We start from the raw sequence: 12,571 nt of genomic DNA, 5'->3' as shown, positions 1-12,571 counted from the left end.
TGGACAACTATAATGAGAGTATCAAAAATTAGAAGGTGCACCAATGTCAGAACTAAAGAAGGGCGTCTTTTTAGCAATCGGCGCCTATTTAATGTGGGGGATCATTCCCCTGTACTGGAAGCAGCTGCAGCATGTCGGCAGTGTAGAAATATTAGTTGGACGTGTCATTTGGTCCTTTGTATTCACCGTTTTGTTTGTGTTGCTGATTCGTCAGTACAAACAGATGATCGCAGATATTAAAATGCTATTGAAGAATAAGAAACAGTTTTTTTTACTGTTCGTAGCATCGGTATTTGTTTCGCTAAACTGGGGAATTTTCATTTGGGCAGTAAACAATGGACATTTACTGCAGACGAGTTTAGGTTACTATATTAATCCGCTTATATCTGTGTTGTTCGGTCTGATCTTTTTTAAAGAAAAAATTTCTCGGGCAACTACAGTAGCAGTCATCATTGCGGCAATAGGGGTCGGATATCAGGCGGTATTAGGTGGGACGATTCCTTGGGTATCACTTGCGCTTGCACTGACATTTGCTTTTTACGGTGTCATTAAAAAGCAGATTCCGCTCGATGCGACACGTGGTCTTGCAATCGAAACATTGTTCGTTTTACCGATTGCTGTCGCGATCTACATTTATTTAATGAGAACGTCGGAAATCGCCTTTATGCATGTGGACTGGAAAACGAATCTATTGTTGATGGGCGGAGGGATCGTGACTGCCTTGCCACTAGTCCTATTTGCAAAAAGTGCGCAAAAAATACCGCTTTATCTATTAGGTTTCATTCAATTCCTGGCACCTACGATCAGTCTAATGCTCGGCATTTTCTTATATAAAGAGCCTTTCACACTGACAGAATTTATCACTTTCATTTGTATATGGCTTGCGGTATTCATCTTTTCGGCATCCAAAGTGCTCGAAGCGAGAAAACATCATGCAGCGTATAATAAAGAGAATGATGTTAAAGTTTAATCAAACGATAAAAAACGACCTTTTGCACATGCAAAAAGTCGTTTTTTTTATTTTAACGAGAGCCTATCAAGTTTCATCCAATACGGAAGTAATAATATATCCCCCGGCATTATTACCGGAAACTTTGATGTTCTGTGATTCAAGTGTGTTAACGGATGTTTTGTTGTTGGTATACTGCACGAAATAAGTTGTATCATCTAAAGTCATTTTATAAAATTGCTTTTCTTTGAGATAAGCAATATATTCCTCAAACACGAAGTCATGCTGCTTCATCATCACGCTGTGGGGCAGGCCTATGTATCGGAAATGCCAAGGTTCATACTCTATCCCGGTAATGTCGACTTTATGTTTAGGGTAACGAAGAATGTAGCCGAACTCCGCTGCATGTTCTTCCATCCATTTTCCTTCTGTGACATTTTCCATTTTGCCGACAGTTGAACCGATATCAATTGATAAGCCCGTCTGGTGTTCACTGTAGCCTGCAGGTAGAGCATAATCGGCACCGTATTGTTCATAAAGCTGTTCCTGAAGTTTTCCGCTCCGATAGGCACTATTAATTATGAAATGCTCGATTCCATCGTTTGCAGCAGCATCGAATAATTGCTTGAGGGGTGGAATAGCCTGCTCTTCTAGAAAATACTCTGAATTGACGATCACATTATCCGCTATATCAGCTGGAATAGAGGCTAAATTGCTTGGTTCATTCTGCAAAGCGATATCCCGGTTAACAAGTACAAGATCCCCGTTTGAGACGGAGTACGATGCTAGTGAAAGCTGCTGAGGTAAGTCGGGAGCACCAACTTGTTCAGTCGCAAAAAATTGAAAGCCAATAACGGCAAAAATAAGTATAAAAATAATCTTTTTCATTAAATAACGCTCCTTCAATCTAAGCATAGCAAATAAAACGGAATTTTGAAGGTTAAAATTGTGGAGATATTCCGAAGAACATAAAAAATAAGTAGTGCTGCTGATATTTGGATGGAATTAAAAAAATAGAATCCATTTCAAACAATACAGGTAAAAGGGGCTTCTAATTGAATCACTTTAACTAATGAGGAATTATTGTTTTCTATCATTTATAGACCTAGTTTTGCTTTTGGAATAATAAAAATCTACTTTTTTAATACTTGTAATATTAAAAATAATGAAGGGAAATTTTTATTATAAAATACATAAAAATACGTCATATACATAAAAATAAAATTTTTTTAAATAATAAAATTACAGAATATTCTTAAATTAAGTTTTTCCTTCTTTTATTTCCGTTTTCTAATTGTAACAAACGAATCTTTGTGCTATCGTTGCTTATTGAATGGTATGTGAAAGTTTTTACAATCGGGTATGAAATTTTCGAAAAAAATAATATTAAGTGATGGCAAAGGAGAGTTATTATGTCAGAAATGAATAATCAGCAGGTAGAAAAAGTGGCTGTTACACAAGAACAATTAGATGTTTTAGATCAGTTACTAAAGCCAGAGGTACAAGCTTCATTAACTACTTTAGTAGATAACTTACCAAAGTTGGCTGAAATGACTACATTATTAACAAAAACGTATGAATTTGCTACTAGTGTTGCAACTGATGAAACATTAAAAAATGATACAGTTGCTGCTGTAACAGAAATGGCCAGCCCAGTTGTTGGTACTGCTAAATCATTGGCACAAACAGCGATCGAAGCAAAAGACCGTGCTGAAGAAAGCAATGAAACAGTAGGCGTATTCGGCTTATTAAAAATGTTGAAAGACCCACAAGTGCAAGGGGCATTACGTTTTGCTAATGCATTTTTACAAGTAGCATCTGAACGCAAACAAATGAAATAATTTGTACAATCTAATTTTATTGGAGGATATTTAATATGGTAACTAAAGAAATCGTTATTTTAGGTGCTGGATTTGCTGGTGTATTGGCAGCACAAACAGCTCGTAAATATTTAAATAAAGACGAAGCGCGTATTACAGTCGTAAACCAATTCCCTACTCACCAAATCATTACAGAATTACACCGTTTAGCTGGCGGTACAATTTCTGAAGGTGCTGTTTCATTATCACTTGAAAAGATTTTCAAAGGTTATGACATCAACTTGGAAATCGCAAAAGTAAACAGCTTTGACGTAGAAAGTAAAAATGTAGTACTTTCAAACGGCAAAACATTACAATACGATACATTAGTAGTTGCTTTAGGTAGCCAAACTGGTTTCTTCGGAATCCCAGGCTTAGAGGAAAACTCTTTCGTATTAAAATCAGTTGATGAAGCTAATGCTATCCGCGAGCATATCGAAGCACGCATTAAAGCATACGCTACAACAAAAGACGAAGCGGATGCAACAATCGTAATCGGTGGTGGCGGTTTAACAGGTGTTGAGCTTGTTGGTGAAATCGTAGACCATTTCCCTAAAGTTGCTGAGAAATACGGTGTTAAATTTGAAGATCTTAAAATCAAATTAGTTGAAGCAGGTCCAAAAATCTTACCAGTATTCCCAGAAAACTTAATCGAGCGTGCAACACAGTCATTAACGAAGCGCGGTGTAGAATTCATTACATCAACACCTGTAACTGGTGTTGAAGGCAATGTTATTCAACTGAAAGACCGTGAGCCAATCGTTGCAAACACATTAGTATGGACAGGCGGAGTTGCTCCACTTCCATTAGTAGCTGAATCAGGTTTAGCTGCAGATCGTGGTAAAGCAACGATTAATGACTTCCTACAATCTACTTCACACCCTGAAGTATTTGTTATTGGTGATGCGTCTGCACATATTCCAAACCCGGGTGACCGCCCAACTTATGCACCAACTGCTCAAGTAGCATGGCAGCAAGGTGAAACTGCAGGTTACAACATTTTTGCACAAATTAAAGGTGCTGACTTAAAAGAATTCAAATTTACTAACTCAGGTACTTTAGGTTCTTTAGGCCGCAAAGACGGTATTGCGACAATTGGGGCAAACAATACTCAATTAGTAGGTTTACCGGCTTCATTAATGAAAGAAGCTTCAAATATCCGCTATATGACTCATATTAAAGCGTTATTTGGTCTAGCATATTAATATTCGACAAGACATATCCGAAAGTCACTTTCTTTCGGATATGTCTTTTTATTTTTGCAAAAAACAACAAATTTTAACAAATAACTATTATAATGGTAGTAAATGTCGTGGAAGAGGTGTGAGAATGAAAGATTTTGATACATCGAATTCATTATTTATACTAAAAGAACAGCAGATTGACCAATTTAAACAGCTCGAACATTATGACTACTTTTTCCATTTAATCCGCCATGACTTTGCACATTTTGCTTTTGTAAAATACAGTGTAAGCGATATTTTGGTTTACTTTTATTTCGATGAAGAGCCGGTCATCAATTCGGAGCATGCGCTCATTTTTCTAATTCGCCATTTTATATTGAATGAAGTATTAATCAGCTCAAAATTTAAACGTTTGAAAAAAGCAACGGTTGGGTCGTGTACGAATGCTTTAATGGCCTCTGTAATGACCGTCAATCTGTTTTTGGACTATTTCCGGGAAGTATTTAAAACAATACCAAAAGAACAATATGATCTCTATATGAAATTTGAAAACAGTTCGAAGCAATTATTTCATGACCGCTTCTATAAATACGAACATTACCCTAAAAAACTTGTTCAAATCGAAACAACAATTATAAAAAGTTTACGTGATTTCCTGGCAGCCAACGATACAAAGTATGACGAGGCTCAACAAAAAGTCATTCGTTTTATGGATCAATTTTCAATTATTAAACGTGAACTGTACGAACCGTTATCTTTGAAAAAGTAGGAGGTGGCTATAAAATGGGGAAGCAACTAAAGTCATTACAGCTTGACCATTATCGTTCACAAACATTTACATCAATCGATGTACAGTATGAAGCCTATATAGCATTGTTCAAATCATTAATTGAAGAGGGAAATACCGAAAACATAAATGCTTTCCTTCGTTTTGATAGTGAACCTTTTATTTTAGCGAATAGAAATACGAAAATTTTGCAAATGCTATTGGACATTGAACAATATTTCAAAGAAAATTTAAAAGGTTGTTTGGCAAGTCTCTATTTGGTAATAGGACATTGTTATTATTTCAGTATTGATTTTGAGCAGGCAAAGAAATACTACCGGCTTGCGAGCAGTTTGGCATTGGAAGATGAAAATTATTCATTGCTGTCACTCGCGATGAATAACTATTACGCAACACAAATGGATGAATTACCTAAAGATATTTTTTGGGAAATCAGCAAGATACCCGCAGTTTTTTTGAAGATGGGAAACCCTGATGATGAAAAGTTCATGCTGGTCCGTTTTATCACACATATTGAATTGTCTCTGCAAATGGGGAAAATGGATTATGCGAAAAAATTATTCGATGATTATTTTGAAGAGTACCCGTTCGAAAAGTTTTCCCGTATCGATTTGCATGTCCGAGTTCTAAGAGGGAAATTTCTTTTTAAAAATGGCCGATATGAATGTGCAATAGAAGTATTGCATGAGGTGCTCCTGCTTTGTATGAAAGCTAATAGCCATAAGGATCTGGTGCAGGAATGCTATAAATATATTACCCAAGCTTATAAGCTCATAAACGAAGAAACGCTCCTAAAAAAGATGGAGCAGTACCAAGCGCGTTTTTACCGCAAAATTGAAACAGATAAGCGCTATATGGAAAAATATATTAAAACGTCAACAACCAACGAATTTGAATTGGACAAAAGTTTTATATCGCCATTACAGCAGTTTCAGCTCGCGGGTACATATTTATTAAACTCAACAAATGATACAGGGTATACGCTCGTATTAGTTGATTGTAAAGTGGTAGAAAACAAAAAAGAAAAATTAAATGATATTATTCATTTAATCAATGATGAAATGATGAGTGAGATGAAAGAGGTCATCATTACAAGCACCCGTGTTGATGAATCAACAATCGGCTATATTATTCAGCTATCGGAAAAATGTACAGATACGTTATGCGCAAAGGTATTTTATAAAATCCGGGAACATTACCCGAAAAACGACAGCGTACTGGAAGCCATCTATTTTGCATCGGTAAATAATAAAGAAAACAATTTACCGAGCTATCAAAAATGCCTCGATTTAGCATATGCATATATTTATTATGAAATTTACAAATAGAAATCAACAGTAAAATACGAAATATTCAAAAATCTCTTTCGTATTTGAATGACTACCTTTAAAATAAGAGTAGTACATCAAGGAGGTAGTGCCATGTTAGTGAAACAAAGATATATAAAGAAGAAAGATGTAAGTTTTGTAAAAGAGACGGATGCCATTAAAGACGTACTCGGTCAGCTAAATGACAATGGTTATAGATGCATCCCGGTATTGGATGAAGCGGGTGAAAAATTCGTCGGAAATATTTATAAAGTCGAGTTACTCGAGTATAAGTTAAAAGATGGCGACACGAAAGCACCTGTTAAAGCACTTACTGAAGAACCGGATGCATTTGTACACGAAAACAGTTCTTTTTTTGAAGTGTTCCATTCAATTAAACAATTGCCTTATTTGGCGGTTGTAGATACGAAAGGGAACTTTGCCGGCATATTACCTCATTCAAAAGTATTTGAGCTGCTGGAAGAAGCGTGGGGCTACCGTACAGGAAGCTGTGCGATCACAATTGCATTGCCGGACACGGACGGTATTTTAATCAGAGTACTGACGGCAGTAAAAAAGGTATGGCCGCTGCATTGTGTGTTCTCTCTTGATGATGATACGACTTATTTGCGCCGAGTGGTTATTACTCTGGCAAAAGGTGCGAAACAATCAACAGTGGACGAGCTGGAAGCCGCCATCTTAAAACAAGGTGCCCGTATAATTGATTTGGAAGTATTTGATAAAGAAAACTTTTAGTATTAAAGCGATTCGTTCATTAGAGCGAATCGCTTTTTTTTTATGAAATGTGTACTAATACAGAATTAACGGTAAATAAGAGGGTTTTGGGTGATATATATCGAAAAGTATATAGAAAGGGGTATGCCGGAAAGGAGTACACGAATGTTTATCCAAATAAATGAAGAAAAAATCGAATTTACTAAAGTAGAGATAATTGTACTAGAACAGGGGATCAGCGACCTATTTGAGAGTTTTGATAAAAAAACGCTTGGCGAACTGACAAAGCAGAAAAAGTATGAGCATTTAAATGACTTTGTTGAAGAACAAAAACACTTAAAGAATGTGCCGGCCGGTGCAGCAATAAAATCCCTAAAAGAAGAAGGGAATCATACTTACAGACAATTTTTGAATAACTACGGTGACCTGACTTACTCCCGTTTTGTCGTCAGTGGTGACGAGGATTTATTGAAACAACGAGGCATTTATACGATCATCGCAAATAATGAACTGAAATTTTGCGGTGTGTGTGCAAGAACATTTAAAGAGCGTTTTAATCAACATATCGGCAACATATATGCAAAAGGTTGCTACCGGGATGGAACGTCTACACATTGCCATGTTAATGCAAATATAACAAAGCTTTTGCAGACAAGCGATGTTCATTTTGCCATCTATCCTATGGAGAATGAAAAGGCGATGAACAAACTGAAAAATGCCATTGTGAAACGGTTCGAACCAGAATGGAATTTACGTTCCAACAGAGAGGTTTTTGAATTAACTTCAACATAATAATAAAATCTGCCTTTCATCTGACATGATAAAGGCAGGTTTTTTCATTTTACTACATTTTTCCGGTTTCATTTTCGACAAAAAGTGGGAATAGTAAGTGAAAAAAGTAGGTGATGATCATGCAGGCAGCATTAAAACATTACAGGCAAACACATAGCGAATATAAATGGCTGCATTTTTTGGCAGCTGTCGTATTGGTATTTACATCCGTATTCTGGTTTGTACTCCCGTACTTCATGATTAATTACGGAAAATATACGACGAATGTATTCCAGCAATCATTGTTGTTGATTGCCTTGTTCACAGTACCTTCCATCGTTGTGACATTACATTGCTGGTTTATTAATTTTAAGGCAGCTTTACGATGGAAAAAAAGCGCTCCTAAGGAATGCGTATGGCGCTGGTCAATCAAGTTCCAGCTAATTACGATTTCAATAGTAGTGTTGTTTACTTCAGTTATTTATTCCAGTCTTTTTATTATTGATATGATTCGATAGTAAAATCTCCCTTCCCATATCAAATGTGCTAAAGTGCCACACAGTTCAACCGGAAGAGCCTTTCATATGCAATGGTATTAACAACGGCACTTTCGCACATTTATCCCTTTAACCTTTCTCAGTTTCCTTATTACATGGACAAAAAATATTCATCTAAAAAAGGAAGTAAAGTATGGTGAAATTTGGTACGATGGATGTATCAATGTTAAGGAGAATGAAGCAGCATGAATACAGATTTAAATGTCCTTTTAGCTTTTGGAGCCGGTTTTTTAAGTTTTATTTCACCATGTACGCTACCGCTCTATCCTGCATTTTTATCCTACATAACCGGTATGACACTCGATGAGCTGAAAGCCGAAAAGGGAATGATGCAAAAACGCGCAATTTTACATACTTTATTTTTCCTGCTTGGATTTTCGATCATATTTATCGCAATCGGATTTGGAACCTCGTTAGCGAAAGATTTCTTCTTCCAGTACCAGGATTTACTGCGTCAAGTTGGCGCAATTTTAATTGTTGCATTCGGTCTAATGATTGTCGGCCTTCTGCAGATTGACTTTTTAATGAAAGACCGCAAGTTTCAGTTCAAAAATCGACCATCCGGTTATTTCGGTTCAGTGCTGATTGGCCTTGCCTTCGCAGCGGGATGGACACCTTGTACAGGTCCGATATTGGCAGCGATTATTACGCTTGGCGGAACGAATCCCGATTCGGCAATGTTGTATATGCTTGCATATTACTTAGGTTTTGCTATCCCGTTCTTTACATTATCATTCTTCATTTCTCGAATGAATTGGATTCGCACGCACAGCCAAAAAATTATAGTCGTTGGCGGCTATATTATGATCGCGGTCGGTATTTTATTATTCTTTGACGGATTGACTTACATTATTAATCTTCTCTTGCCGATTTTCGATGGTTTTAAAGGATTCTAACTGTTCCATGCTTATTAAGACCATGCTATACTAAAGAAAGTAAGATAAGTGAAAAAGTGTGCATGATCCATTATATTATCTCGATAACACGATAATTTTACATTTGTTCATGCAAGAGGAGGAATATGATGTTCGACAGTATACCTTCTCACTATTTATTAATTGGTTCGACGATTATGGCAGTTCTAATGGGATCTTTCGTAATGTTCATAAGACTGCGTGCACAAAAAAAGCCGGTAACCACGAAAAAAATACTTATCCCGCCTTTTGCAATGTCAACAGGTGCGCTGATGTTTATTTTTGAGGAGTTTCGTGTAGCGCCAATTCAAATAGTAGAAGCGGCCGCACTAGGCTTGTTATTTTCATCTGTATTAATCTTAACGTCGAAGTTCGAAGTGCGAGACGGCGCAATTTATATGAAGCAATCTAAAGCATTTCCATTCATATTAGTGGGATTATTAGTACTACGTATTATTTTAAAATTAATATTTGCCGAAACATTCGATGTCGGTGAACTTGCCGGTATGTTCTTTATCTTGGCGTTCTCGATGATTTTACCGTGGCGAATCGGTATGCTAATTAAATATAAGAAGCTTGAAAAATCGCATATTGTTGCATAAAAAAGACTGTCTCTAAAAGTTTTAAACTTTTAAGACAGTCTTTTTCTGTTAAGGAAATTATATACGATCGCGCTGTGGATAACATGAAACTAAATTTTTGTCCCCGTCCAGGCTAAAGCGCCAACTCCTCGGTCATTTCAGTCCCTCCGTGCAAAAGTGGTGAACCGTTTACTTTTGCGTCGGGCCTTCCTAGTCTTGCGGCTCAAACGATGTGAGTCATTGGGGGCATGCCACATGGATGTGGCGTTTTGCCCACTCGGAGTTGAACGGGCTCTTTAGCGCTTTTGTCCTATGCCTCAAATAAATGGTCATAATTCGTCGTATCAATCTTCATTTCAGTAAGTTTTTTACGTAAAAACTTATGGTCGCGTTTTGGTGAAGCAATAATATAGCCGCGAATAATTAAGTCCAGGTCGATTTTAGAGGCACGCTCATTCAATGCGATTTCACCGATTTTACCGGCGATCTTTTCTTTCGCAACTTGGCGGAATAGCTCTGGTACAGGACTGACAAGCTCGGTAAGTAATTGTTTTTCATCTTCACCCCAAAGGTGAATCGTTTTATCTAAGTATATGTTTTGCCAATCTAGATCCGATTTACCATCCTGTTTCGGCAGAGCCTTCAAAAACTTGCGGAACATAAAAAAGCCGCCAATCCCCATAAGCGAAACCAATACTACCACCCAAAATAAAATAAACCATAAAAACCAGCCATCTAAGCCCACAATGTTCACCTCACTACTAAATATTGTCTATGAAATTCTTTCTACTAAACTAATGGTGATATACCTCATTAATGTCTATTATATAAGGTTTTGTAAAATTTTTCATCGTCCTTGTCCCTTTTTTCTGTAAAACATGACATATATAGGGCAAGGAGGTGATAAACATGAACGAATTCGGATTTTTAACTGCAACGTTAACAGTATACTTTCAGACAGGCCTTGATGAATTTAACGAGCCGATTATTAAAAGTTCCACATTCCGTAACCTGGAAAGAAATGCAACTGCACAACAGCTCTACACAGTTGCTACAACAATCGTCGGCTTAACAGATTACGATTTTATCGAATCTGTGAAAACGCAAAAAGATATTATTACAGACTAATTAAGATTAACGAAGTAAAGGAGGTGAGCGTATGGCACAAGTTCTACAATTAACATTTGCCAATATTGCAGGAAATACGATGACGATCAATATTAATGATCCGAAGCCGAATCTTACGGAGGCTGAAGTGAACGCTGCGATGCAGACGATTATTGATCAGGCGGTATTTTCGAAGGATGGATTTTTATTCAATGTGAAAAAATCAGCGCGCATCGTTGAACGTAATGTTACAGCGATCGAACTGAACAGCTAATAGCAAGGGCGGGCCGGTGAAGTGTAATGCTTTACCGGCTTTTCAAATGTAAGGAGGGGATATTAATGGAGCAGTGGATAGCGATTCTTCAGGAAGTAACATTTCCGATCTTTATATCATTTTATTTACTGTATCGGATAGAAACAAAGCTTGAAGCGATTCATACCGCACTTGTATCATTACATCATCCTGCAGACAGAGCTTAAAAAGTTCTTCACAATGTTGACACACAACCATTCCTTCAATAACTATTGAGAATATACTAAATATTGGGTAAGATGAGAGTAATGTTCAAAGAGTGGAGAGAGAGAAATGAAAACGAAAAAAATAGTATTCGCACTTATGCTCTTGGCAGCAACCGTTCTCACAGCTTGCAGTAATTATCAGTTTAAACCGACGACAAACTTTGAAATTAGCGGGTTTACGATGACCGATCACCGGAATGATGAGGTGACACTGGAAAGTCTAAAAGGGGAACCATGGCTGGCGATGTTCATCTTTACAAGCTGTACAACGATTTGCTCGCCTATGACGATGAATATGACCCGGGTGCAGGACCACCTTGAAAAAAAAGGTCTGGAAGATTATAAAATTGTCGCGTTTTCAGTTGATCCTGACTATGATACACCGGAGCGTCTGACAGAATATTTATCGCGTCATAAACCGGTAGACGAATCAAAATGGCATATGCTGACAGGATATGATCAAAAATTTATCGAGCAGTTTGGCAGAAACTCATTTAAAACTCCTGTCCAGGCAATTGAAGGGAATTCACAAGTTATCCACGCCGATACATTTTTCCTCGTGGATGAAAAAGGAATTGCCGTAAAAAACTATTCAGGTTATGGTACTGGAGAAGATGGTGTTCCATATGAAACGATTGCGAGTGATATGGAAGCACTCATTGATGAACGTTTAAATTAATAGTGGAATGATAGATTAACTTGCGGAAAAAGTGCTGTAACTTTTAACGCAAGTTTTTTTGTGGAGTGGGTGTTGGTCTAATAAAATATTAAATGTGCTAATAAACCCGCTGATTTTCTAATAAGTTACGGAATGTCTAATATAGTTGCGGGATACGCCAAAATCAGTTCCTGTTCAGCTAAAAAGTACGCCAACTCTTCTAAAATCACCTGCAGAAGTGCTAATATAAATCAATTTCTTCTAAAAAAAAGCACAATGGCATCAACCGAAATTGTTCAAACCAGAAATTGAGAAAGCAATAAATAAAAAGAATTTTCAAAACTCAAATTCTATGATATAGTATACGAAATTACATACTGTGTAAGTTACGGTGCTTGTGAGAACAAGCTGAAAAGGGAAACCAGTGAAAGTCTGGTGCTGTCCCGCAACTGTAAATCGGAGTTCGTGATATTCAACCACTGTCTATTGATGGGAAGGATCACAAGAACGTTGATGATGAGCCAGGAGACCTGCCGGAAACTAGTACACGCCAATACCTACGTGGAAATAGGTGGTGATTTTGTGCGAAAGTGAGACAACATCCTTTGATAAAACAAAGGTTTCTTTTGTCAATCTCTTAAAC

The 12,571-nt window shown here is 37.1% G+C and carries 16 protein-coding genes and 1 riboswitch; of the genes, 14 read left to right on the top strand and 2 right to left on the bottom strand.

The features are described from left to right. The first annotated feature begins 43 nt into the window (after nt 1-43). Nucleotides 44-970: an EamA family transporter RarD gene (gene rarD, locus MKY27_RS09015; RefSeq protein WP_339194466.1), complete on the top strand. Its 927-nt coding sequence runs from the start codon at nt 44-46 to the stop codon at nt 968-970. Nucleotides 971-1,036: 66 nt separating this feature from the next. Here the strand turns inward: rarD and MKY27_RS09010 are convergent, their stop codons facing one another. After that, a complete protein-coding gene (locus MKY27_RS09010) occupies nt 1,037-1,837 on the bottom strand; it encodes a M15 family metallopeptidase (RefSeq protein WP_339194464.1) in 801 nt (266 codons plus the stop codon). A 524-nt stretch (nt 1,838-2,361) separates the two neighbouring features. Here MKY27_RS09010 and MKY27_RS09005 point away from each other — a divergent pair. The 9 genes from MKY27_RS09005 (at nt 2,362) to MKY27_RS08965 (ending at nt 9,665) form a co-directional block, all read left to right on the top strand. Then, nucleotides 2,362-2,790 (top strand): DUF1641 domain-containing protein, encoded by a 429-nt coding sequence (locus tag MKY27_RS09005; RefSeq protein WP_339171152.1) that lies wholly within the window; start codon nt 2,362-2,364, stop codon nt 2,788-2,790. Between the two features lie 35 nt (nt 2,791-2,825). Beyond that, complete coding sequence (locus tag MKY27_RS09000) at nt 2,826-4,013, top strand: NAD(P)/FAD-dependent oxidoreductase (RefSeq protein WP_339171149.1); 1,188 nt, start codon at nt 2,826-2,828, stop codon at nt 4,011-4,013. A 124-nt stretch (nt 4,014-4,137) separates the two neighbouring features. Further along, nucleotides 4,138-4,761 carry a serine protease gene (locus MKY27_RS08995; RefSeq protein ID WP_339194462.1) on the top strand — a complete coding sequence of 208 codons (624 nt, stop codon included), beginning with the start codon at nt 4,138-4,140 and terminating at the stop codon, nt 4,759-4,761. Between the two features lie 14 nt (nt 4,762-4,775). Beyond that, entirely contained in the window at nt 4,776-6,107 is a 1,332-nt protein-coding gene (locus MKY27_RS08990) for a dehydrogenase (RefSeq protein ID WP_339194461.1), read from the top strand. A gap of 93 nt (nt 6,108-6,200) precedes the next feature. Further along, nucleotides 6,201-6,842, top strand: coding sequence for a cyclic di-AMP binding protein CbpA (gene cbpA / locus MKY27_RS08985; protein ID WP_339194459.1), 642 nt, complete (start codon nt 6,201-6,203; stop codon nt 6,840-6,842). 144 nt (nt 6,843-6,986) lie between these two features. Next, the gene (locus MKY27_RS08980; RefSeq protein ID WP_339194457.1) at nt 6,987-7,613 is read left to right on the top strand and encodes a hypothetical protein; all 627 of its coding nucleotides are present in this window, start codon (nt 6,987-6,989) and stop codon (nt 7,611-7,613) included. 119 nt (nt 7,614-7,732) lie between these two features. Continuing rightward, complete coding sequence (locus MKY27_RS08975) at nt 7,733-8,110, top strand: hypothetical protein (protein ID WP_339171137.1); 378 nt, start codon at nt 7,733-7,735, stop codon at nt 8,108-8,110. Nucleotides 8,111-8,334: 224 nt separating this feature from the next. Then, nucleotides 8,335-9,045, top strand: coding sequence for a cytochrome c biogenesis protein CcdA (locus tag MKY27_RS08970; RefSeq protein ID WP_339171136.1), 711 nt, complete (start codon nt 8,335-8,337; stop codon nt 9,043-9,045). Nucleotides 9,046-9,173: 128 nt separating this feature from the next. Beyond that, nucleotides 9,174-9,665, top strand: coding sequence for a cytochrome c biogenesis protein CcdC (locus MKY27_RS08965; RefSeq protein WP_339171134.1), 492 nt, complete (start codon nt 9,174-9,176; stop codon nt 9,663-9,665). Between the two features lie 289 nt (nt 9,666-9,954). On the opposite strand, the gene MKY27_RS08960 is transcribed toward MKY27_RS08965, so the two are convergent. Continuing rightward, nucleotides 9,955-10,398 carry a DUF2621 domain-containing protein gene (locus MKY27_RS08960; protein WP_339171133.1) on the bottom strand — a complete coding sequence of 148 codons (444 nt, stop codon included), beginning with the start codon at nt 10,396-10,398 and terminating at the stop codon, nt 9,955-9,957. Between the two features lie 155 nt (nt 10,399-10,553). Between MKY27_RS08960 and MKY27_RS08955 the strand changes: the two genes are divergently transcribed. The 4 genes from MKY27_RS08955 (at nt 10,554) to MKY27_RS08940 (ending at nt 11,949) form a co-directional block, all read left to right on the top strand. Next, nucleotides 10,554-10,772: a DUF1659 domain-containing protein gene (locus tag MKY27_RS08955; protein WP_339171130.1), complete on the top strand. Its 219-nt coding sequence runs from the start codon at nt 10,554-10,556 to the stop codon at nt 10,770-10,772. Between the two features lie 31 nt (nt 10,773-10,803). Next, nucleotides 10,804-11,025 (top strand): DUF2922 domain-containing protein, encoded by a 222-nt coding sequence (locus MKY27_RS08950; RefSeq protein WP_339171128.1) that lies wholly within the window; start codon nt 10,804-10,806, stop codon nt 11,023-11,025. 65 nt (nt 11,026-11,090) lie between these two features. Further along, a complete protein-coding gene (locus MKY27_RS08945; RefSeq protein WP_251687655.1) occupies nt 11,091-11,231 on the top strand; it encodes a YvrJ family protein in 141 nt (46 codons plus the stop codon). Nucleotides 11,232-11,337: 106 nt separating this feature from the next. Continuing rightward, on the top strand, nt 11,338-11,949 hold the full coding sequence (locus MKY27_RS08940; RefSeq protein ID WP_339171124.1) for an SCO family protein: 612 nt from the start codon (nt 11,338-11,340) through the stop codon (nt 11,947-11,949). Nucleotides 11,950-12,300: 351 nt separating this feature from the next. After that, a riboswitch (cobalamin riboswitch) is annotated at nt 12,301-12,481 on the top strand. Nucleotides 12,482-12,571 lie beyond the last annotated feature (90 nt).

This window comes from Solibacillus sp. FSL R5-0449 (assembly GCF_037975215.1).
GTDB lineage: Bacteria > Bacillota > Bacilli > Bacillales_A > Planococcaceae > Solibacillus.
The sequence above is the reverse complement of the archived record's forward strand: the minus strand, read 5'-3'. Positions and strand labels throughout refer to the sequence as shown.